This window comes from Luteimonas composti (genome assembly GCF_042678665.1).
Taxonomy (GTDB): domain Bacteria; phylum Pseudomonadota; class Gammaproteobacteria; order Xanthomonadales; family Xanthomonadaceae; genus Luteimonas; species Luteimonas composti.
The window spans coordinates 575,817-596,381 of the sequence record NZ_JBHTKU010000001.1; the positions used below are offsets into that span (position 1 = coordinate 575,817).

19 protein-coding genes are annotated in these 20,565 nt (G+C 71.1%); 14 read left to right on the forward strand and 5 right to left on the reverse strand.

Annotation, left to right across the window (positions count from 1 at the left end; all coding sequences use genetic code 11):
• Positions 1-166 precede the first annotated feature (166 nt).
• The 7 genes from ACFQ2D_RS02680 to yeiP all read left to right on the forward strand — a co-directional run bounded on the left by ACFQ2D_RS02680 (position 167) and on the right by yeiP (position 8,392).
• Positions 167-955 carry an enoyl-CoA hydratase-related protein gene (locus tag ACFQ2D_RS02680; protein ID WP_280941028.1) on the forward strand — a complete coding sequence of 263 codons (789 nt, stop codon included), beginning with the start codon at positions 167-169 and terminating at the stop codon, positions 953-955.
• Positions 956-958: 3 nt separating this feature from the next.
• The gene (locus ACFQ2D_RS02685; RefSeq protein ID WP_280941027.1) at positions 959-1,369 is read left to right on the forward strand and encodes a VOC family protein; all 411 of its coding nucleotides are present in this window, start codon (positions 959-961) and stop codon (positions 1,367-1,369) included.
• Positions 1,369-3,369, forward strand: a complete 2,001-nt coding sequence (locus tag ACFQ2D_RS02690; protein WP_280941026.1) for an acetyl/propionyl/methylcrotonyl-CoA carboxylase subunit alpha — start codon at positions 1,369-1,371, stop codon at positions 3,367-3,369. Before ACFQ2D_RS02685 ends, ACFQ2D_RS02690 begins: the two co-directional genes overlap by 1 nt.
• Positions 3,370-3,412: 43 nt before the next feature.
• Positions 3,413-4,306 carry a hydroxymethylglutaryl-CoA lyase gene (locus tag ACFQ2D_RS02695; RefSeq protein WP_280941025.1) on the forward strand — a complete coding sequence of 298 codons (894 nt, stop codon included), beginning with the start codon at positions 3,413-3,415 and terminating at the stop codon, positions 4,304-4,306.
• Positions 4,303-6,858 carry a sensor domain-containing protein gene (locus tag ACFQ2D_RS02700; protein ID WP_280941024.1) on the forward strand — a complete coding sequence of 852 codons (2,556 nt, stop codon included), beginning with the start codon at positions 4,303-4,305 and terminating at the stop codon, positions 6,856-6,858. The genes ACFQ2D_RS02695 and ACFQ2D_RS02700 overlap by 4 nt, the downstream gene beginning before the upstream one ends.
• 123 nt (positions 6,859-6,981) lie before the next feature.
• Entirely contained in the window at positions 6,982-7,752 is a 771-nt protein-coding gene (locus tag ACFQ2D_RS02705) for an SDR family NAD(P)-dependent oxidoreductase (protein WP_280941023.1), read from the forward strand.
• A gap of 73 nt (positions 7,753-7,825) precedes the next feature.
• Positions 7,826-8,392: an elongation factor P-like protein YeiP gene (gene yeiP, locus ACFQ2D_RS02710; protein WP_280941022.1), complete on the forward strand. Its 567-nt coding sequence runs from the start codon at positions 7,826-7,828 to the stop codon at positions 8,390-8,392.
• 18 nt (positions 8,393-8,410) lie between these two features.
• Here the strand turns inward: yeiP and ACFQ2D_RS02715 are convergent, their stop codons facing one another.
• The 4 genes from ACFQ2D_RS02715 to ACFQ2D_RS02730 form a co-directional block, all read right to left on the reverse strand.
• Entirely contained in the window at positions 8,411-10,228 is a 1,818-nt protein-coding gene (locus ACFQ2D_RS02715; protein ID WP_280941021.1) for a DUF7844 domain-containing protein, read from the reverse strand.
• A gap of 8 nt (positions 10,229-10,236) precedes the next feature.
• Entirely contained in the window at positions 10,237-10,536 is a 300-nt protein-coding gene (locus tag ACFQ2D_RS02720) for a DUF2388 domain-containing protein (RefSeq protein ID WP_280941020.1), read from the reverse strand.
• A 74-nt stretch (positions 10,537-10,610) separates the two neighbouring features.
• The gene (locus tag ACFQ2D_RS02725) at positions 10,611-11,042 is read right to left on the reverse strand and encodes a PaaI family thioesterase (RefSeq protein ID WP_280941019.1); all 432 of its coding nucleotides are present in this window, start codon (positions 11,040-11,042) and stop codon (positions 10,611-10,613) included.
• Entirely contained in the window at positions 11,042-12,427 is a 1,386-nt protein-coding gene (locus ACFQ2D_RS02730) for an FAD-binding oxidoreductase (protein WP_280941018.1), read from the reverse strand. Before ACFQ2D_RS02730 ends, ACFQ2D_RS02725 begins: the two co-directional genes overlap by 1 nt.
• Positions 12,428-12,687: 260 nt before the next feature.
• On the opposite strand from ACFQ2D_RS02730, the gene serA reads away from it, so the two are divergent.
• Both serA and ACFQ2D_RS02740 read left to right on the forward strand, forming a co-directional pair.
• A complete protein-coding gene (gene serA / locus ACFQ2D_RS02735; protein WP_280941017.1) occupies positions 12,688-13,929 on the forward strand; it encodes a phosphoglycerate dehydrogenase in 1,242 nt (413 codons plus the stop codon).
• An 87-nt stretch (positions 13,930-14,016) separates the two neighbouring features.
• Positions 14,017-14,700, forward strand: a complete 684-nt coding sequence (locus ACFQ2D_RS02740; protein WP_280941016.1) for an HAD family hydrolase — start codon at positions 14,017-14,019, stop codon at positions 14,698-14,700.
• Positions 14,701-14,709: 9 nt separating this feature from the next.
• On the opposite strand, the gene ACFQ2D_RS02745 is transcribed toward ACFQ2D_RS02740, so the two are convergent.
• On the reverse strand, positions 14,710-15,303 hold the full coding sequence (locus ACFQ2D_RS02745; RefSeq protein ID WP_386795518.1) for an NUDIX hydrolase: 594 nt from the start codon (positions 15,301-15,303) through the stop codon (positions 14,710-14,712).
• A gap of 125 nt (positions 15,304-15,428) precedes the next feature.
• Here ACFQ2D_RS02745 and ACFQ2D_RS02750 point away from each other — a divergent pair, with 125 nt between their 5' ends.
• The 5 genes from ACFQ2D_RS02750 to mtnC all read left to right on the forward strand — a co-directional run bounded on the left by ACFQ2D_RS02750 (position 15,429) and on the right by mtnC (position 20,560).
• Complete coding sequence (locus ACFQ2D_RS02750; protein WP_280941015.1) at positions 15,429-16,934, forward strand: amino acid permease; 1,506 nt, start codon at positions 15,429-15,431, stop codon at positions 16,932-16,934.
• Positions 16,935-17,012: 78 nt separating this feature from the next.
• Positions 17,013-18,521: a Na+/H+ antiporter NhaC gene (nhaC, locus tag ACFQ2D_RS02755; RefSeq protein WP_280941014.1), complete on the forward strand. Its 1,509-nt coding sequence runs from the start codon at positions 17,013-17,015 to the stop codon at positions 18,519-18,521.
• A gap of 28 nt (positions 18,522-18,549) precedes the next feature.
• Positions 18,550-19,191: a methylthioribulose 1-phosphate dehydratase gene (locus ACFQ2D_RS02760; protein WP_280941013.1), complete on the forward strand. Its 642-nt coding sequence runs from the start codon at positions 18,550-18,552 to the stop codon at positions 19,189-19,191.
• A 100-nt stretch (positions 19,192-19,291) separates the two neighbouring features.
• Positions 19,292-19,846, forward strand: a complete 555-nt coding sequence (locus ACFQ2D_RS02765; RefSeq protein WP_280941012.1) for a 1,2-dihydroxy-3-keto-5-methylthiopentene dioxygenase — start codon at positions 19,292-19,294, stop codon at positions 19,844-19,846.
• An 18-nt stretch (positions 19,847-19,864) separates the two neighbouring features.
• Positions 19,865-20,560, forward strand: coding sequence for an acireductone synthase (gene mtnC, locus ACFQ2D_RS02770; RefSeq protein WP_280941011.1), 696 nt, complete (start codon positions 19,865-19,867; stop codon positions 20,558-20,560).
• Positions 20,561-20,565: the final 5 nt, after the last annotated feature.

A 20,565-nucleotide genomic window follows, 5' to 3' on the forward strand; every position in this document is an offset into this window, starting at 1 on the left:
AAGCCGCAGGCAGGTGCGGGCCTTTCCGGACGACGGCATGGATCGGCGGGCGGGTCCGCTTGCGGCGTGTTCTTACGCCGGCCCTCCCCCCGCGGGCGCGGGAGGGAGCAAAGCGGGGCAACCGGGGCGGCTATGATGCGGGGCCGCCGACCCTCCGCACGACGCCATGACCGAACCGCTGTCGACCCACCGCATCGGGGCCGTGCTGCGGCTGCGCCTGGAGCGGCCGGAGCTGCACAACGCCTTCGATGCCGCGCTGATCGCCCGCCTGACCGTTGCGCTCGAGGACGCTGCCGCCGATCCCGCCGTGCGCGTGGTGGTGCTGGAAGGCGCCGGCACCTCGTTCTCCGCCGGCGCGGACCTCAACTGGATGCGCGGCATGGCCGCCGCGGGCGAAGCCGAGAACCGGGAGGATGCCCTGGCGCTGGCCCGCCTGATGCGTACGCTCGACGAACTGCCGAAGCCCACCATCGCCCGCGTCCACGGCGCGGCCTTCGGCGGCGGCGTGGGCCTGGTGGCCTGCTGCGACGTCGCCATCGGCGTGCCCGGCGCGAAGTTCGGCCTGACCGAGAGCCGCCTCGGCCTGCTGCCGGCGGTGATCTCGCCCTACGTCGTCGCCGCGATCGGGCCACGGCAGGCGCGACGCTGGTTCGCCACGGCCGAGATGTTCGATGCCGCGCAGGCGCTGCGCATGGGCCTGCTGCACGAAGTGGTCGAGGCCGATGCGCTGGACGCCGCGGTGGATCGCCAGCTCGCCCTGCTGCTCAGGGCCGGGCCGGCCGCGTCGGCCGCGGCCAAGCGCCTGGTGCGCGAGGTCGCCCTGCAGCCCGACCGCGACCGGCTCGACCAGTCCAATGCCGCCCTGATCGCCGCGTTGCGCGTCTCGGCCGAGGGCCAGGAAGGCCTGGGCGCTTTCCTCGACAAGCGCACGCCTGCCTGGGCGCGGGAGAACTGAGGCATGCTCGACCATCTTGGCCTGCGCGTGGCCGACTACGCACGCAGCCGCGCGTTCTACGAGCGCGCGCTGGCGCCGCTGGGTTTCGCGGTGGTGATGGAGCTGACCGCCGCCGAGACCGGCGGCAGCGACCAGGGCTGCGGTTTCGGCCCGCCAGAGCGACCGCACTTCTGGATCGGCGCGGGCACCGATGGCGTCATGTCGAGCGGCGCCGTGCATTTCGCCTTCACCGCCGCCAGCCGCGCCGCCGTCGACGCCTTCCATGCGGCCGCGCTCGCCGCCGGCGGCCGCGACAACGGCGCGCCCGGCCTGCGTCCGCACTACCACGCCGACTACTACGGCGCATTCGTGGTCGATCCCGACGGCCACAACATCGAAGCCGTCTGCCACCTCCCCGAGGATGCCTCCCGCTGATGTTCCAGACGATCCTGATCGCCAACCGCGGCGAAATCGCCTGCCGCGTCATCCGCACCGCGCGCCGGCTCGGCATCCGCACCGTCGCCGTGTTCTCCGAGGCCGACGCCGATGCCCAACACGTGCGCCTGGCCGACGAGGCGGTTCCGATCGGCGGACCCCGCCCGGCCGAGAGCTACCTGCGCGGCGACGCCATCGTCCAGGCGGCCTTGCACTCGGGCGCGCAGGCCATCCACCCGGGCTATGGCTTTCTCAGCGAGAACGCCGAGTTCGCCGATGCGGTGGAAGCGGCCGGCCTGGCGTTCATCGGGCCCAAGGCCGCGTCGATGCGCAAGATGGGCAGCAAGGCCGGCGCCAAGGAGCTGATGCAGGCCGCCGGCGTGCCGGTGGTGCCCGGCTACACCGGCGAGGACCAGTCGCCCGACCTGCTCGCCCGCGAGGCGGCGCGCATCGGCTTTCCGCTGATGATCAAGGCCGCGCACGGCGGCGGCGGCAAGGGCATGCGCATCGTGCGCTCGGCCGAGGAGTTCCTGCCCAACCTGCAGAGCTGCCAGCGCGAGGCGGCCAATGCCTTCGGCCGCGACCGCGTGCTGCTGGAGCGCTACATCGAATCGCCCCGCCACATCGAGATCCAGGTGTTCGGCGACGCGCACGGCAACGTCATCCACCTCAACGAACGCGAGTGCTCGGCGCAGCGCCGCTACCAGAAGGTGTTCGAGGAAGCGCCTTCGCCGTTCCTGACCCCGGCCCTGCGCGCGGCCATGGGCGAGGCCGCGGTGCTGGCCGCGCGAGCGATCGACTACGCCAATGCCGGGACCGTGGAGTTCATCGTCGACCCGTCCGGCCGGTTCTACTTCATGGAGATCAACACCCGGCTGCAGGTGGAGCATCCGGTCACCGAGATGACCACCGGGCTCGACCTGGTCGAGTGGCAGCTGCGGGTCGCGGCCGGCGACCGGTTGCCGCTGGCGCAGGCCGACGTGCCGCAGCAGGGGCACGCAATGGAAGTGCGCCTGTACGCCGAAGATCCGGAGGCGGGTTTCCTGCCCGGCTCGGGTCGGCTGGAGCGGCTGTCGCTGCCGCCGCCCTCGCCGTCGGTGCGCATCGACTCGGGCGTGGTCGAGGGCGACACGGTCAGCATCTTCTACGACCCGATGATCGCCAAGCTGATCGTCCACGACCGCGACCGGCCGGCCGCCCTCGCCCGCCTGCGCGAGGCGCTGGCGCAGTGCGCGATCGAGGGACCCAAGTCCAACATCGCCTTCCTCGAGGCGCTGGCGCGGCACCCTGCGATCGTCGAGGGGCGGATCGACACCGGCTACCTCGACCGCCATCTCGACGAGTTCGTCAATGTCCAGGCCCCTGCCGAGGAGCTGGTGCTGGCGGCCGCCACCGCCACCCTGCTGGCGCAGGAGCAGGGCCGGCGCGAGCAGGCCGCGGCGTCCAGCGATCCGACGTCGCCGTGGGCGATCGCCGACGGCTGGCGACTGGGCCATGCCGGACAACGTCCGCTCGCCTTCCAGCACCGCGGCGAGCGCATCGAACTGCACGCGCAGGGCGACGGCGGGCGCTATCGCATCCGTGTCGGCGAGCGCATCGCATCGATCGAGGGCGCGCGCCTGGCCGAGGGCGCCCTGTCGCTGCGTTTGGATGGGCAGGGGCGGCGTTTCCGCGTGTCGCAGCGCCCGGGCAGGATCGACGTGCACGACGGCGCGCGCAGGCTTTCGCTGGCGCCGGTGGCGATGTACCGGCACGAGGCCGCGGCGCAGGCCGCCGGCGACGACCGCGTGCGCGCGCCGATGCCCGGACGGGTGGTGGCGCTGCGCGTGGCCGCCGGGGACAAAGTGGAAGCGGGACAGGAGCTGGCGGTGCTCGAGGCGATGAAGATGGAACTGGCGCTCAAGGCGCCGCGTGCCGGGACGGTCGCCGAACTGCGCGCCGCCGAAGGCGAGTTCGTCGAGGCCGACAGCGTGCTGGTGCTGCTGGAGGCGGGCGAATGAGGCCCTGCGACCCGCGCGCGGGGCAGTCGCGGGAGCAGCCCTGGTGACCCGGCACGTGCGCATCGTCGAGGTCGGTCCACGCGACGGCCTGCAGAACGAAAAGACCCAGGTGCCGACCGCGGCCAAGATCGAACTGGTCGACCGCCTGTCGGCGACCGGCCTGCGGACCATCGAAGCCACCAGTTTCGTCAGCCCGAAATGGGTTCCGCAGCTGGCCGACGCAGCCGAAGTGTTCGCCGGGATCGCGAAAAAGCCGGGCGTGTCCTACCCGGTGCTGGTGCCCAACCTGCAGGGCTACGAGCGCGCGCTCGCGGCCGGCGCGCGCGAAGTGGCGGTGTTCACCGCCGCCTCCGAGGCGTTCAACCGCAAGAACACCAATGCCGGCGTCGACGAGTCGCTGGCCCGCTTCGCGCCGGTGCTCGAACGCGCCCGCGCCGATGGCGTGCAGGTCCGCGGATACGTCTCCACCGTGCTGGGCTGCCCCTACCAGGGCGAGGTGCCGCTGGCCGAGGTGGTACGGGTGGCCGCGGCGCTGCATGCGATGGGCTGCTACGAAATCTCGCTGGGCGACACCATCGGCGTGGGCACGCCGGCCAGGGCGCGCGCCATGCTGCGCGCGGTGGCCGGCGCCGTGCCGATGGCCGCGCTGGCGGTGCATTTCCACGACACCTGGGGCCAGGCGCTGGCCAACATCCTGGCCTGCCTGGAAGAAGGCGTCGGCGTGGTGGACAGCGCCGTGTCCGGCGCCGGCGGCTGCCCCTATGCAAGGGGCGCGAGCGGCAATGTCGCCAGCGAGGATGTGGTGTATATGCTCCACGGCATGGGCATCGACACCGGCATCGACCTGGACGCGCTGGCCGACACCGGCCGCTGGCTGGCGGACCTGCTCGGCCGCGAGACCGGCAGCAAGGCCGGGCGGGCACTGGCGGCACGATGAACGCGCAGGCCGCGCCCGGCGAGGACGCGCCGCCCGGCAGCCGCGCCGACGTGCTGGCCGCGCTCGAGGCCGCCGCCGGCGATCCCGCGATGCCCGACGCCGCGCGCGACCTGTTCGAACGCGCGCGGCAGGCCCTGCAAGCCGCGGGAACCGAGGCCGAGCACGCCCACCTGCGCTACCACGCGCTGTTCGACGCGGTCCCCGACCCGGTCAGCATCCTCGACGAGGACGGCACCGTGCTCGACCTCAACCGGGCGGGCATGGCGGCCTACCAGCTGCCGCGCGAGCGCATCGTCGGCCAGCCCATCGAGGTGCTCAACCCGGACCTGCCCAAGGACCACATGCGTCCGGTGCTGGAGGTGCTGCACCGGGGCGAAACCTACGTCATCGAGGTCACCAACAAGCGCGGCGACGGCACCCGGTTCCCGGTGGAGGTGCACTCGGCCGGCTTCGTGCACGACGGCCGCCGCTGCGTGGTGGCGGTGGCGCGCGACCTCAGCGCCCGGCGCATGGCCGAGCTGCGCTACGGCCAGCTGCTGGAAGTGATCGACAAGGGCGTGGTGGTGTTCGACGACCATGGCCACCTGGTCCAGGCCAACGCGGCGGCGATGCGCATCCTCGGCGCCGACGAACACCAGGACTTCCAGGCCTACCTGCGCCCGGCCGACTGGGCCGTGGTCGACGAGGGCGGCCACCCGCTCGCGCTGAGCGACCTGCCGCCCACGCTGACCCTGCGCACGGGGCGCGCGACCGGCAGCCAGGTGCTGGGCCTGTACCACCGTCCCGAACGGCGCCTGCGCTGGCTCTCGATCAGCAGCGTGCCGCTGTTCGCCCCGGGCGGGCGCACGCCGCTGCAGGTGCTGTCGTTCTTCAGCGACGTCACCGAACTCAAGCGCGACAGCGCGCTGTTCGACCGCGCGCAGTCGCTGGCCCACATCGGCGGCTGGGAGTGGGAGGTCGACCGCGACGCGCTGTACATGACCGAGGAAGCCACGCGCATCCTGGGCGCCGGCCGCGAGGTCCGCTCGATCGGCGACCTGCTCGCCGCGCTCGCGGAAGCCGACTGCGTGCGCATGGACCAGGCGCTGCACCAGGCGATCCACGACAACCGGCCGATCGACCTGGAGGTCGAGGCCAAGCACGCCGACGGCAGCCCGCTGTGGCTGCGCATCATCGGCGAGGCCGAGATCAACCGCAGCGAAGGCACCAGCATCACCGGCACCCTGCAGGACATCACCGAGCGCAAGCAGGAGCAGGAGACCCTGCGCATCCGCGCCCGCACCGACCCGCTGACCGGCCTGCTCAACCGCGACGCGATGCTGCACGAGCTCGAGACGCGCATGCGCGACCCGATGCATGGTCCGATCGCGGTGCTGTACATCGACCTGGACCGCTTCAAGGTGGTCAACGACGTGCTGGGCCATGCGGCCGGCGACGACCTGCTCAACGCCGCCGCGCGACGCATCAGCCGCGCGGCGGGGACCGAGGGCCTGATCGCGCGCTTCGGCGGCGACGAGTTCCTGGTGATCTGCAACACCGGCGACGACGAGTCCCGGCCCGAGCGCATCGCCGACGCGATCCTGGACGGCTTCAGCGAAAGCTTCCGCTTCGAGAAGGAGGAGTTCGCGATCACCGCCAGCATCGGCATCGCGCGCGCGCCGCGCGACGGCGACCGGCCGCAGACGCTGATCCAGAACGCCGACGCGGCGATGTACGACAGCAAGCGCCGGATCCGCAACGGCCGCCAGGAATTCACGCCCGAACTGGCGCAGTCGCAGCAGAACCGGCTGCGGATGGAGACCCACCTGCGCCGCGCGGCCGACAACGACGAGTTCCGCCTCGTCTACCAGCCGCAGGTGGACCTGCGCCAGGGCACCATCGTGGCGGCCGAGGCGCTGATCCGCTGGCAGAACCACCAGCTGGGCGAGATGCGGCCCGACCACTTCATCGGCCACGCCGAGAACACCGGCGACATCGTCCGCATCGGCCGCTGGGTGCTGCGCGAAGCCTGCCGCCAGGCGGCCGAATGGCGCGACGCGGGCCTGGGCATCATCCGCGTGGCGGTGAACGTGTCCTACCGGCAGTTCCTGGTCGAGGACCTGGCCGACACCATCCGCAAGGCGCTCGACGAACACGGGCTGCCCGGTTCGGCGCTGGAGCTCGAGTTCACCGAGCGCGTGCTGATCGAGGACGCGCCCGACACCCTGCGCACCTTCGCCATCCTGCGCGAAATGGGCGTGATCCTGACCATCGACGATTTCGGCGAGGGCTACAGCGCGCTCAACTACCTGCGCCGCCTGCCGATCCACGGGCTCAAGCTGAGCCAGCTGTTCGTCGAGGGCGTGCCGGACAACCACTCGGACGTGGCGGTCTGCCAGGCGGTGGCGGGCATCGCGCGCAGCCTGGGTCTCGGCCTGGTGGCCGAGGGCATCGAGTCGGAGGCGCAGCGGCGTTTCATGCTTGAACTGGGCGTGCCGGTGGGCCAGGGTTTCCTGTTCGCGCCCGGGCTGCCGCCCGAAGAGTTCGCGCGTAGGCTGCGCGGCACGTCCTGACCCGGCTCCGGCGCGCGGCGCCGCGCACCCGGGATTCCCGACGCGATTTGCCGCAGTGCCGGCCGCGGCCGGCGTGCGCGCCCGCCGCGCTAGAATTGCGCCTTTCCGCCTTCGGGAACGCCCATGCAGTCTTCCTCCATCCGCGCCATCGTCACCGGCGGCGTGTCCGGGCTCGGCCTCGCCGTGGCGCGCCGCATCGTCGCCGAGGGCGGCCAGGTCGCGCTGTTCGACGTCAACGACGACAAGGGCGCCGCCGCCATCGCCGAACTCGGCGAGTCGCAGGCCCGCTACCTGCGCACCGACGTCACCAGCGAGGACGGCGTGGCTGCGAACGTGGCCGCGGCCGCCGAGGCGATGGGCGGCCTGAACGTGGCGGTGAACTGCGCCGGCATCATCGGCGCCGGCCGCGTGCTCGGTCGCGAGGCGCCGATGCCGCTGTCGCAGTTCCAGACCACGGTGATGGTCAACCTGGTCGGCAGCTTCAACGTGGCCAAGGCCGCGGCCGCCGTCATGCAGCACAACCAGGCAGGCGAAGACGGCGAGCGCGGCGTGATCGTCAACACCGCCAGCGTGGCCGCTTACGAGGGCCAGATCGGCCAGGCCGCCTACTCGGCCTCCAAGGGCGGCGTGGTGGGCATGACCCTGCCGATGGCGCGCGAACTTGCCCGCTTCGGCATCCGCGTCAACACCATCGCCCCGGGCATCTTCTGGACCCCGATGGTCGACGGCATGCCCGAGGACGTGCAGAAGTCGCTGTCCGCCTCGATCCCCTTCCCCGCCCGCCTCGGCCAGCCGGACGAGTTCGCCGACCTGGTGCAGTACATCCTCGGCAACCGCTACCTCAACGGCGAGACCATCCGCCTCGACGGCGCGGTGCGCCTGGCGCCGAAGTAAGGCCCGGCCGGCACGACACACGCGCAGGCCACCGGCCGGCGCCGCTTTCCACCTTCCAGAACCTCCAGTCCCGATGAAAGCCTACGACGTCAAGAAAGGAAACGTGGTCGAACACAACGGCACCGTCTACCAGGTGCGCGATATCGAACGCAGCTCGCCGCAGGGTCGCGGCGGCAACGTGCGCTTCCGTTTCATCATGTACAGCGTGCCGGGCGGCAACAAGGCGGACGTGAGCTTCGACGCCGAGGACCAGCTGACCGAGGTCGAGCTGCTGCGCCGCCAGGCCACGTTCTCGTACAAGGACGGCGAGGACTTCGTGTTCCTCGACGACGAGGACTACACCCCCTATACCCTCGAGGCGGCCACCATCGGCGAGGCTGCCGGCTACATCACCGAGGGCCTGACTGGCACCTACGTGCAGATCATCGACGAGCAGCCGGTGGCGCTGCAGCTGCCGCAGCACGTGGCCCTGGAAGTGGTCGACACCCCGCCGGAGCTCAAGGGCGGCACCGCGACCAAGCGTCCGAAGCCGGCGAAGCTCAGCACCGGGATCGAGATCATGGTGCCCGAGTACATCGTCAACGGCGAACGCGTGCTGGTGAACACCACCACCGGCGAGTTCGGCGGTCGCGCCGACTGACCGAGGCCACGCGCTGCCTCAGGCAGGCGGCGCTTCGGCCTGGGCGCGCAGGCGTTCGCCGAGTCGGGCCACGTTCTCCTCGGTCGACTGCAGGCGCGAGCGCTGCCGTTCCGGCAGCCATGCCCGGGCGGTTTCGTGCAGGGCTCCGTGGGCCGCGCGCAGGCGGGCGTCGCCCTCGCCCACACGCGCGGCCAGCAGGTCCAGTTCGGGCGGCTGCGGCAGTCCATAGCCGCCGGCATCGAGCAGGCCGGCAGGTCTTCCCGCGCCGGCGCCATCTGACCACAGCGCCTGCAGCAGCCCGGCGACCGCATCGTCCATCGACGCGTCGCGCCAGTAGCGCCGCCTGAGCGCCACCCGTGCCTGCGCCTGTTCGCGACGCAGCGCCGCTTCTTCCAGCACCAGCAGGGCCGCCGACGTCCGCAGCCCGCCCCGGTCCAGCCAGTCGCGACGCTGTGCAGGTTCGAGGCGCAGCCAAGCCTCGGCATCGGCGGCCGGCAGCGCCAGTTCGGCCGATGCCGCGGCGTACATGTCCTGGAAATAGCGCGACAGCGACGCGAAGCGATAGCCCAGGCGCAGCGCCTCGGCATCGTCCTCCAGCACCGATGCGTCGGCGATGCCTTCGCGCTGCAGGCGGCGCAGCAGCCCGCTGGGCGTGATGCTGCGCAATCGCATCCGCGACAGCGCCGGCAATGCATCGTTGAGCAGCTTCCAGGTCTCGACCGCGCAGTTGTTGGTGACGAAGTAGTAGCGCCCGTCGTAGCTCCAGTGCACCTGCGCGGCGCGCTCGACCACGGCGGCGATCTCGGCCGGCGCGAGCCGCAGCGGCACCGAGCGCAGGCCGCGCAGTTCGATGCGGGTATATTCGTCGACCACCTGCGCCAGCGGCAGCACGAACAGGCGCGATGGGTAGCGTCCGGTCAGTCCACGCCAGTTCGACACCTGCACGTCGTCGACGAAGGCGCGGAACGAGAGCACCAGGTGGTGCTCGAGGTCGAGCCTGCAGGCGGGCCCCGGCGCGCGGCCGGGCGCGCACACCACCAGCCGCAGCATGCCGTGGCCCCAGCGGCTCATGGGCGAACGGTCGGCCTCGGCCAGCAGGTACTCCACCGCGGTCACGCGCGCGGGATCGAGCCCGAGCAGGTCGAGTCCCGCCCCGCCGTCCCCGGCCGCGACGAAGGGCAGGGCCTTTCCGCAGTCGGGCCGCTGGAGCGCCGGCGGCGCGCCCAGGCGCTCGACGAAATGCCGGTGCAGCGCCGGGCGACGGCAGGCGTATTCGGGATCGAGCAGGTAGTGTTCGAAGTTGACGGCGTAGAACTCGGTCGGCGACACGAGCTCATAGGCGTCCGGGCTGCGGTCGCGGAAGTCGTTGCGGGTCGTGCGCAGGCCCAGGCGCAGGGGCTGCACCGGCCAGCCTGCCAGGTCGAGCAGGCGGGGATCGCGCGAGACCCCGCCTTCCGCTGAACGGTCGTGGACGTGGGCCAGTTCGTGCAGCAGCGCCGCCACGGCAGCGAGCGCGGCGGGATCGCCGGCAACGTGGGGATCGCGCCCGATCCAGCCGGCCAGCAGCGCACGGTCCAGGCCGACACTGGCGTTGCGCGCGCGGCCGTGGACGCGCTCGGGCAAGTCGTCGCGCCAGCGCAGGACCACGTCCCGGTCGAGGTCCTGCAGGAGCTTCGCCGGCAACCGCGCCAGCGCGTCGTCGACGAGTTCGCGCGAGGCCTTGCTTTCGGCGGCCGACAGGCCGGACGCGTCCACCGCCACGCGCAGCGCCGCCGAGGCCGGCGCGGCGCAGGCCAGCAGGCCGGCAAGCCAGGCCGCCCGCGCGATCGGACCCACCGCGGGATTCAGCGCGCCAGGATCGCCTGCGCGAGGGCCAGGTCGCTGGCTGCGCGCGCGGCGGCATCGCGCTCGCGCAGCTGGCGCAGCGCGGCCTCCAGGCGCACGCCGCGGATGGTCCCTTCGCTGGCGACGAACAGCGCCGCATCGTCGCGCGCGGCCAGCACCACCTTGTCGTCGCCCGAACTGCTGCCCGACGAGGCCGAGCTTCCGGCCGAGGTGGCGCCACCGGTGGTTCCGGCGAAACTTCCGGCCCAGGCCGGCAGGGCGCAGGCGAGCACGGCGGCAGCCAGCAGATATCGCTTCATTCTTGGGACCTTCCCGCTGTCGATCGGCGCGCAGGATATCGCGACGGCGCCGCCGACGGCTGAACGCGCCCGCGTCAGCCGCGCTCCGTCGGCGCGGCCGGCAGCACCGTGCCCTGCGCCACCGCGCACAGGACCCGCGTACCGTCGCGCAGGGCATGGATCTCGCAGCGGCACACGGCCTGCCGGCGGCCGGCGGCGAGCGCGTTCGCGGTCGCCACCAGTGCCTCGCCCTGCGCCGGACGCAGGTAGTTGATCTTGAACTCCGACGTCAGCGCGTCGCCGCCCAGGGCCATGCCACCGGCGAAGGTGATCGCATTGTCGGCCAGATAGGCCAGCACACCGCCGTGCGCGAAACCGTGCTGCTGCAGCAGGTCGGCGCGCAGCGGCAGGTGGATCCGGGTGGCTCCGGGCGCGGCACTTTCCAGCGTGGCGCCCAGCATCTGCGTGAACGGTTGCGCGGCGAAGATCCGCCGCGCCAGCGCCTGCAGCCGCGCGTCGTCGTTCACTACCGGTCGAACAGCTTGCCAGGGTTAAGCAGGCCGTCCGGATCGAGCACGCCGCGGATGCCGCGCAGCAGAGCCAACTCGGCTTCAGTGCGGGTCGAACCCAGGTAAGCCTTCTTGACCAGGCCGATGCCGTGTTCGGCCGAGATGCTGCCGCCGTGGCGCTGCAGCGCTTCGGCCAGCAGCCTGGTCACCCGCTCGCATTGGGCGACGAAATCCGCCTGCGCCATGTCGACCGGCTTGAGGACGTTGATATGCAGGTTGCCGTCGCCGATGTGGCCGAACCAGACCACGTCGAAGTGCGGATAGCCTTCCGTGAGCAGCGCCTGCACCTCGGCCAGGAACGCCGGCATGACCGAGATCCGCACCGAGACGTCGTTCTTGTACGGCACGTAGGGCGCCAGGCTTTCGGTGATGCCCTCGCGCAGGCGCCAGAGCTGCGCGGCCTGGGCCTGGCTCTGGCTGATCACCCCGTCCAGCACCCAGCCCTCGCCCACGCAGTGCTCGAAAGCCGCCAGCGCGGCCGCTTCCCCGGCTTCGCCGGCGGCGAACTCGGTGACCACGTAATAGGGATAGGTCTCGCCAAACGGATTCTGTCCGCCATGCGCGGTCACGTGGTGCAGGGCGCGATCGGTGAAGAACTCGAACGCTTCCAGCTGCAGCCGTGCGCGCAGGCTGGCGAAGACCTGCATCAGCGCCGCGAAGTCCGGCAGCGCCAGCAGCATCACGCTGGTCGGCGGCGGCGGATCGGTCAGCCGCAGCGTGGCCTCGACGATGATGCCCAGGGTGCCCTCGGAGGCGACCATCAGGTGGCGCAGGTCGTAGCCGCTGGAATTCTTGACCAGGCCGCGGCCGAGCTCGAGCAGTTCGCCGCGGCCATCGACCACCTTCAGGCCGGCCACCCATTCGCGGGTGTTTCCGTAGCGGATCACGCGGATGCCGCCGGCATTGGTGGCGATGTTGCCGCCGATGCTGCACGAACCGCGCGCGGCGAAATCGACCGGATACGCCAGCCTGTGCTCGCGCGCCGCGTTGTGCACCGCCTCCAGCGCGATACCGGCCTGCACGGTCAGGCTGCGGTCGATGGGATCGAAACCCAGCACGCGGTTCATCCGCTCCAGGCTCAGCACCAGCTCGCCGTTGGCCGCGACGGCGCCGCCGGACAGTCCGGTGCGGCCGCCCGACGGCACGATGGCCACGGCGTGCGCGCGCGCCCAGCGCACGACCGCCTGCACCTGCTCCACCGAGGTCGGCAGCGCGATCGCCAGCGGCGCCGGCGTCCAGCGCCGGGTCCAGTCGCGGCCGTAGTGTTCGAGGTCGGCGGCGTCGGTCAGCAGGCGCAGTTCGGGCAGGGCCTGCGCGAGCGCGGCCAGGCGCGGATCGGTCATGGGAAGAGCGCGCGTCGTGGGGAGCGCAAGCGTGCCAGCCAGGGCCTGACGCGTCCAGCAGGCGCACGTCCATGCGCCCCTTGAACGTGGCGCCCGCGGCGACACCGTTTCCGGCGCAACAAAAAAGCGCGTTCCCAGTGTTGCGCTGGACGTGGACCGGCGTTCCGCGCGACGGTGCAATGATCGCTGCTGCACTGCGGAAACGCCCGCCGTCATCTGGAATAATGCGGGGCTCCCCTCGCCGCCGGATGCCCGCCCGCATGACGCTCTCGAAGACCTCGTTCCCGAAGCAGGACATCCGCGTCGTCCTGTTCGAAGGCATCAGCCAGAGCGCGGTCGAGGTGTTCCGGGCGGCCGGCTACGAGCAGGTCGAACTGCTGTCCAAGTCGCTGGCGGGCGACGAGCTGAAGCAGAAGCTGGCCAACGCCCACATCGTCGGCATCCGCTCGCGCACCCAGCTCACCGCCGACGTGCTGGCCGAGGCGCGCAAGCTGCTCACCATCGGCTGCTTCTGCATCGGCACCAACCAGGTCGACCTGGAAGCGGCCGAACTGGCCGGCATCCCGGTCTTCAACGCGCCCTACTCCAACACCCGCAGCGTGGCGGAGCTGGTGGTGGCGGAGGCGATCATGCTGATGCGCGGGATCCCGCTGAAGAACGCCGAATGCCATCGCGGCGGGTGGAGCAAGTCGGCGCTGGGCAGCCACGAGGTGCGCGGCAAGACCCTGGGCATCATCGGCTACGGGCACATCGGCACCCAGGTCGGCGTGCTGGCCGAATCGCTGGGCATGCACGTGGTCTTCCACGACATCGAAACCAAGCTCTCGCTCGGCAACGCGCGTGCCGCGGCCAGCCTCGACGACCTGCTCGAGCGTTCCGACATCGTCACCCTGCACGTGCCGGAAACCCCCGCCACCCAGATGATGTTCGGTGCTGCGCAGATCGCGCGGATGAAACCCGGTGCGCACCTGATCAACGCCTCGCGCGGCACCGTGGTCGACATCGACGCGCTTGCTGCCGCGCTGGAATCGGGCCATGTCGGCGGCGCCGCGGTGGACGTGTTCCCGGTCGAGCCCAAGGGCAACGGCGATGCGTTCGAATCGCCGCTTACCCGCTACGACAACGTGATCCTGACCCCGCACGTCGGCGGCAGCACGCTGGAAGCGCAGGACAACATCGGCACCGAGGTCGCGGCCAAGCTGGTGCGCTACAGCGACAACGGCAGCACGCTCTCGGCGGTGAACTTCCCCGAGGTGACCCTGCCCGAGCACGCCGGCAGCCATCGCATCCTGCACATCCACCGCAACGTGCCTGGCGTGCTGTCGCGGATCAACGAACTGTTCTCGCGCGAGGGCGTCAACATCGACGGCCAGTTCCTGCGCACCGACGCCAAGGTGGGCTACGTGGTGATCGACATCGCCTCCACGCCCGAGATCACGGGCCGCCTGCGATCGGCGCTCAACGGCATCGAGGGCACCCTGCGCACGCGCGTGCTCTACTGAGCGCGCCGATGCGTTGACGCCGGCGCCGCATGCGGCCCGGCATGATGGCGGTCCCGCCCTCCATCCGCCCGCCAGAGGAGCCGCGCCATGCCCCGCATGTCCACCGCCTTCCTGTTCGACCTCGACGGCACCCTCGTCGACAGCGTCTACCAGCACGTGCTGGCCTGGAAGGAAGCGCTGGACCGCGAGGGCGTGGACCTGTCGGTCTGGCGCATCCACCGCAAGATCGGCATGAGCGGTGGCCTGTTCACCAACATCCTGCTGCGCGAGACCGGGCTCGACATCACTCCCGAACGGCTCGAGCGCCTGCGCGCCTGGCATGCCGAGGCCTACAACCGCCAGGCGGCTGCCGGCGCGATCCGCCCGCTGCCCGGCGCGCCCGAACTGCTGGCCCACCTCAGCGCCGAAGGCATTCCCTGGGCCATCGCCACCAGCGGCCGCATGGAAACCGCTGCGCCCAACATCGCCGCGCTCGGGGTGGATCCGGCGGCGATTCCGGTCGTCACCCGCGACCAGGTGCGCTACGCCAAGCCCGACCCGGACCTGTTCCTCGCCGCGGCCGAGCGCCTGGGCGTGGACATCGCCCATTCGCTGGTGATCGGCGACAGCATCTGGGACATGCTGGCCGCGCAGCGCGCCCGCTCGCTGGGCGTGGGCCTGCTTTCCGGCGGCTACGGGCGCGAGGAACTCGAGCGCTCCGGCGCGTTCCGCGTGTACGACGATCCGGCCGACCTGCTGCGCCACATCGACGAGGTCGCCGCGCGACGCTGACCGCGTGCGCTAGCGGCCGCCGCGTTCCAGCCAGCGCCGCGCCATCCTCCGCAGCGATGCGTCCGCGGCGCCGTCCGCGGCGATCGCGCCGATGTCGCGCCAGGCCAGCGCCAGCGATTCCTCGCTCACGACGAAGGCCTCGCTCGCACCGGCGCGGACCACGTAGCGCACGTCGTAGTGCCAGTGCCCCGGCACGCCCTTGTGCCCGGGAATCCAGTGCCGGTCGAGGTCGTAGATCTCCGGGTCGGCCCGCAGTCCGGCAAGGCCGGATTCTTCCTCCGCCTCGCGCAGCGCGACCCTGCGCAAGTCGCGGTCGCCGTCGGCGTGGCCGCCGAGCTGCACCCAGATACCGAGCTTGCGGTGGTGCGTGAGCAGGACGCGGGCGCCGGCGCGGTCGACCAGCCAGGCCGAGGCGGTGAAGTGTCCATCCAGGCGCCCGCGCAGGAACGCCGCATCGCCATCGTCCAGCAGCGCCACGAAACCGGCGGCGACCGGCGCCTGCGCCGGATGGCGATCGGCGTAGCGCCGGAGGGCGTCGGCCAGCGGATCGGCCTCGCTCCGTTGGCCGGACACGCCGGTCCCGATCACAGTGTCATAGGTCATGGACGGGGATTGTCGCGCATCATCCACGCGCTTGTGCCCCGGATCGGCGTTTGGCAAGGTAGCAGCGGTAACGATCCGCGGCCGACCCCCAGCGGCGTGCTCCGTCCATCTCCAGGGAACCATCGATGTCGAAGAGTCTGTTCAGGGTCAAGCCGGTCGAGCCGGCGCCGCACGTGGATGCCGGCGAACCGGTCGAGGGCTCCCTGCACGGGGAGGCGACGCTCAAGCGCACCCTGACCGCGCGCCACCTCGTACTGCTCGGCGTCGGTGCCGTGATCGGCGCGGGCATCTTCGTGCTCACCGGCCAGGCCGCGGCCAACCACGCGGGTCCCGCGATCATGCTCAGCTTCGTGCTGGCCGGCTTCGCCTGCGCCATGGCGGGCCTGTGCTACGCCGAGTTCGCCTCGATGATGCCGGTGTCCGGCAGCGCCTATTCCTATTCCTACGCCACGCTGGGCGAATGGGTGGCCTGGTTCATCGGCTGGTGCCTGGTACTGGAGTACCTGTTCGCCTCGTCCACGGTGGCGGTGGGCTGGTCGGGCTACCTGGTGAGCTTCCTCACCTCCACCCTCGGCCTGCCCTTCCCCGCGGAACTGGCGACCGCGCCGATCACCTGGGCCAACGGCGCCTTCGTCGCCACCGAAGGCATCATCAACCTGCCGGCGGTGCTGATCGTCGCGGCCGTCAGCGGCCTGTGCTACGTGGGCATCACCCAGTCCGCCTTCGTCAATGCGATCATCGTGGCGATCAAGGTCGTGGTGATCGCCGCGTTCCTGGGCTTCGGCATCCAGTACGTGGACCCGGCCAACTGGACGCCCTTCATTCCCGAGAACACCGGCCCCGGCCAGTTCGGCATGGACGGCGTGTTCCGCGCCGCGACCATCGTGTTCTTCGCCTACATCGGCTTCGACGCGGTCTCCACCGCCGCCGGCGAGGCCAAGAACCCCCAGCGGGACATGCCCAAGGGCATCCTCGGCTCGCTCGCGATCTGCACCATCATCTACATCGCCGTCTGCGCCGTGCTCACCGGCATGACCCACTACTCGCTGCTGAGTACGGCCAAGCCGGTCGCCACCGCGCTGGAGGAAGTGCTCAAGGCCGATCCGGGCGCCAGCGTCGGCTGGCTCAAGACCGCGGTCGAGATCGGCGCGATCGCCGGCCTGTCCTCGGTGATCCTGGTGATGCTGATGGCGCAGCCGCGCATCTTCTACAGCATGTCGCGCGACGGCCTGCTGCCGAAGCTCTTCGGACGCGTCCACGCCAGGTACCAGACGCCCTACATCGGCACGATCATCGTCGGCGTGGTGGCCTGCCTGCTGGCCGGCTTCATGCCGCTGAGCGTGCTGGGCGAACTGGTGTCGATGGGTACGCTGCTGGCGTTCGCCACCGTCTGCCTGGGCGTACTGGTGCTGCGCTACACCCGCCCCGACCTGACGCGCCCGTTCAAGGTGCCCGCGTTCTGGGTGATCTGCCCGCTGGGCGTGGTCGCCTGCCTGTTCCTGTTCCTGCAGTCGTTCGTCGAGCACTGGCAGATCTTCGTGGCATGGACCGTGCTCGGCCAGGTGATCTACTTCCTGTACGGGTATCGCCACAGCCGGCTCAATGCCGCGTCCGCCGCGCGCGCGGGCTGAACCGATGCGCGGGCCGCACCGGCCCGCGCCTGCCATGGCTGCATCGCCATCCCCGACGCCCGACCTGCAGAGCGCCCCATGAAGACCACCACGCCGCGCGCGCCCAGCATGCTGCAGGCCCTGATCCCGCTGCTGTTCCTGGTGGTGCTGCTGGTGCTGGGCATCATCCTGTTCGCGGACGATGCGGTGTACGGCGCCAGCCAGATCTCCCTGCTGTTGGCGACCGGCGTGGCCGCCCTGATCGGCCTGCGCAACGGCCTGCGCTGGGAGGAGATCGAGGAGGCGGTGGTGCGCGGGGTCTCGGTCTCGGTCGGCGCGATCCTGATCCTGCTGGCGGTGGGCGCGCTGATCGGCAGCTGGCTGCTCAGCGGCACGGTTCCGACGCTGATCGTCTACGGCATGAAGCTGCTGCACCCGAGCTACTTCTACCCGGCCGCCTGCCTCATCTGTGCGGTCACGTCGCTGGCGATCGGCAGCTCGTGGACCACCGCCGGCACGGTCGGCGTGGCTCTGGTCGGCATCGCCCAGGGCATGGACCTGTCCCTGCCGGTCGCGGCGGGTGCGGTGGTGTCGGGCGCCTACTTCGGCGACAAGCTCTCGCCGCTGTCCGATACCACCATCCTCTCGCCCGCGGTGGCGGGGGCCGAGCTGTTCAGCCACATCCGCAACCTGATGTGGACCACGGTGCCGTCGCTGGCGATCGCGCTGGCGATGTTCACGGCGGTCGGCCTGCTCAACCACGGCGCCGGCGGCGAGGTGGCGGCGGCCGGACCGCTCTCGGCGGTGCTGGAGGCGCAGTTCAACCCGGCCTGGTACCTGCTGCTGCCGATGGCGCTGGTGTTCTGGCTGGCCTTCAAGCGGTTCCCGGCCTACCCCACCATCCTGATCGGTGCGCTGGTCGGTGCCGTGTTCGCCGTGGTCTTCCAGCCCGACAACGTGGTCGCGCTGGCCGGCAACGACGCGCTCTCGCGCCCGATGGCCCTGCTGGCGGGCGCGTGGACGGCGCTGTTCAACGGCTTCCAGGCCAGCACCGGCAACGCGGTCGCCGATGAACTGCTCAGCGGCGGCGGCATGTCCAACATGCTCAACACCGTGTGGCTGGTGATCTGCGCAATGTGCTTCGGCGCGGTCATGGAGCGCACCGGCCTGCTGACGCGGCTGGTGCGCGGCGTGCTCTCGCTGGCGACCTCGGCGCGCTCGCTGATCGCCTCGACCCTGCTCACCGCCTTCGGCACCAACGTGCTGACCGCCGACCAGTACATGTCGCTGGTGCTGCCCGGCAAGCTGTACCAGTCCGAGTACGCGCGCCGCGGGCTGTCGCCGCTCAACCTGTCGCGCGCGCTCGAGGACGGCGGCACGATCACCTCCCCGCTGATTCCCTGGAACACCTGCGCGGCCTTCATGGCCACCACGCTCGGGGTCTCGACCCTGGACTACCTGCCGTTCGCCTTCTTCAACCTGGTGAACTTCGGCCTGGCGTTCATCGCCGCCTGGGTGGGCTTCCGCATCCTGCCGCTGGAGCCGGGGGCGAACACGGTCGCGCCCGTCGCGCCGGATCCCGGGTCCGACCCGCGGCTGGCCGGTTGATCGGGCCGCAATCGCCTAGAATCGGCGCATGAACCAGGTTCCCTACGATGGCGGGCGCCTCGCGGCGCTGGCAGACGAGATCATCGGCAACGTCCGCGAACTGGCCCGGCTGGGCTGGACGCCGGCGACCAGCAGCAACTTCTCCTCGCGCCTGGACGAGCGCCATGCGGCGATCACCGTGTCCGGCCGCGACAAGGGCCGGCTGGTGCCAGGCGACATCATGGTGGTGGACTTCGACGGCAAGGCCGTGGGCAGCGACCACCGCCCGTCCGCCGAGACCCTGCTGCATACCCAGCTGTACCGCCGGTTCGAGGACGTGGGCTGCATCCTGCACACGCACTCGCACAACCAGACCGTGGCCTCGCGCCTGTTTTCCGGCGCCGGCCACATCCGGCTCGAGGGTTACGAACTGCTCAAGGCCTTCCGCGGCAACGAGACCCACGAAACCGCGGTCGACGTGCCGGTGCTGCCCAACAGCCAGCACATGCCCACGCTCGCCGCCCAGGTCGATGCCCTGCTCGACAAGGGGCCGATGTGGGGCTACCTGATCGATGGCCATGGCCTCTATGCCTGGGGCCGGGACATGGCCGAAGCCCGACGCCACCTCGACGCCTTCGAGTTCCTGCTCGGCTGCGAACTGGAGCTGCGCAGGCTCACCGGACCGCGTTGAACCGGTGCAGGACCGGAACGCCCGCGTTCCACCGGCGCATCCCATCGCGGCGATGCAGCTGCTAGCCTGACCCACCCCGCCATCCCGCGACCCCGCCGCCATGAGCCGACTCCGCATCTTCTCCGACGCCCACCCGGACGCGCCCGAGTTCACCAGCCACGACGGCGACGAGATCGCCCGCGAGCTGGCGAAGATCGGCGTGCACTTCGAGCGCTGGCAGGCCAGCCAGCCGGTGTCCGCCGGCGCTCCGCCCGAAGAAGTGTTGGCCGCGTACAAGGCCGATATCGACCGGATCTCCGCCGAGCGCGGCTTCACCACGGTCGACGTCATCAGCATCAGCCCGGACAACCCGAAGAAGGACGAGCTGCGCGGCAAGTTCCTCGACGAACACTTCCACAAGGAAGACGAGGTGCGCTTCTTCGTCGACGGCTCGGGCCTGTTCACCCTGCACGTGGGCGACCGGGTCTACGAGATCGAATGCGTGAAGGACGACCTGATCGCCGTGCCCGACGGCACCACCCACTGGTTCGACATGGGTCCGGAGCCGAGTTTCGTCGCGATCCGATTCTTCCAGCAGCCCGACGGCTGGATCGGCCACTTCACCGGCACCGACATCGCGCAGCGTTTCCCGCGCTACGAACGGTCCGGCGACTGAGGACACGCGACGCACCGCATGACCACCATCCTCACCGACATCGAAGGCACCACCAGCAGCATTTCCTTCGTCAAGGACGTGCTGTTTCCCTATGCCCGGCGCGAACTGCCGCGCTTCGTGCGCGAGCACGGGCATGAGCCCGAGGTGCGGCGGTGGCTGGACCAGGTGGCGCTGGAGAACGGTGGCCTGTGCCAGGACGCGATGATCGTCGAGACCCTGCAGGGCTGGATCGAAGAGGACCGCAAGCACACCGCGCTCAAGGCGCTGCAGGGCATGATCTGGGAAGCCGGCTACGCCAGCGCCGACTTCACCGCGCCGGTGTATCCGGATGCCACCGGGGCACTGCGCCGCTGGCACGCCGATGGCCACCGGCTGGCGGTGTATTCCTCCGGATCGGTGCCGGCGCAGAAGCTGCTGTTCGCGCATACCGACGCGGGCGACCTGACCGGACTGTTCTCGGCCTGGTTCGACACCACCGTCGGCGGCAAGCGCGAGGCCGGCAGCTACGCGCGCATCGCCGAGGCGCTGCAGGCACCGCCCGCGGACATCGTGTTCCTGTCGGACGTGGTGGCCGAACTCGATGCCGCACGCGAGGCCGGGCTGCGCACGGTGCTGGTCGACCGCGCGCAGGACTATCCGCAGCCGCGCGAGGGCGATGCCTGCAATGGCCACCCCCGCGTCGCCGGCTTCGACGGCGTCCGGCTGCCCGGGTGAGCAGG

What these genes read in the sequence shown, in the direction of transcription:
- ACFQ2D_RS02680 (WP_280941028.1), top strand. Translation starts at nt 167, where the DNA reads ATGACCGAACCGCTGTCGACCCACCGCATCGGGGCCGTGCTGCGGCTG.
- ACFQ2D_RS02685 (WP_280941027.1), top strand. Translation starts at nt 959, where the DNA reads ATGCTCGACCATCTTGGCCTGCGCGTGGCCGACTACGCACGCAGCCGC.
- ACFQ2D_RS02690 (WP_280941026.1), top strand. Translation starts at nt 1,369, where the DNA reads ATGTTCCAGACGATCCTGATCGCCAACCGCGGCGAAATCGCCTGCCGC.
- ACFQ2D_RS02700 (WP_280941024.1), top strand. Translation starts at nt 4,303, where the DNA reads ATGAACGCGCAGGCCGCGCCCGGCGAGGACGCGCCGCCCGGCAGCCGC.
- ACFQ2D_RS02705 (WP_280941023.1), top strand. Translation starts at nt 6,982, where the DNA reads ATGCAGTCTTCCTCCATCCGCGCCATCGTCACCGGCGGCGTGTCCGGG.
- yeiP (WP_280941022.1), top strand. Translation starts at nt 7,826, where the DNA reads ATGAAAGCCTACGACGTCAAGAAAGGAAACGTGGTCGAACACAACGGC.
- ACFQ2D_RS02720 (WP_280941020.1), bottom strand. Translation starts at nt 10,536, where the DNA reads ATGAAGCGATATCTGCTGGCTGCCGCCGTGCTCGCCTGCGCCCTGCCG.
- ACFQ2D_RS02730 (WP_280941018.1), bottom strand. Translation starts at nt 12,427, where the DNA reads ATGACCGATCCGCGCCTGGCCGCGCTCGCGCAGGCCCTGCCCGAACTG.
- serA (WP_280941017.1), top strand. Translation starts at nt 12,688, where the DNA reads ATGACGCTCTCGAAGACCTCGTTCCCGAAGCAGGACATCCGCGTCGTC.
- ACFQ2D_RS02740 (WP_280941016.1), top strand. Translation starts at nt 14,017, where the DNA reads ATGCCCCGCATGTCCACCGCCTTCCTGTTCGACCTCGACGGCACCCTC.
- ACFQ2D_RS02745 (WP_386795518.1), bottom strand. Translation starts at nt 15,303, where the DNA reads ATGACCTATGACACTGTGATCGGGACCGGCGTGTCCGGCCAACGGAGC.
- ACFQ2D_RS02750 (WP_280941015.1), top strand. Translation starts at nt 15,429, where the DNA reads ATGTCGAAGAGTCTGTTCAGGGTCAAGCCGGTCGAGCCGGCGCCGCAC.
- nhaC (WP_280941014.1), top strand. Translation starts at nt 17,013, where the DNA reads ATGAAGACCACCACGCCGCGCGCGCCCAGCATGCTGCAGGCCCTGATC.
- ACFQ2D_RS02760 (WP_280941013.1), top strand. Translation starts at nt 18,550, where the DNA reads ATGAACCAGGTTCCCTACGATGGCGGGCGCCTCGCGGCGCTGGCAGAC.
- ACFQ2D_RS02765 (WP_280941012.1), top strand. Translation starts at nt 19,292, where the DNA reads ATGAGCCGACTCCGCATCTTCTCCGACGCCCACCCGGACGCGCCCGAG.
- mtnC (WP_280941011.1), top strand. Translation starts at nt 19,865, where the DNA reads ATGACCACCATCCTCACCGACATCGAAGGCACCACCAGCAGCATTTCC.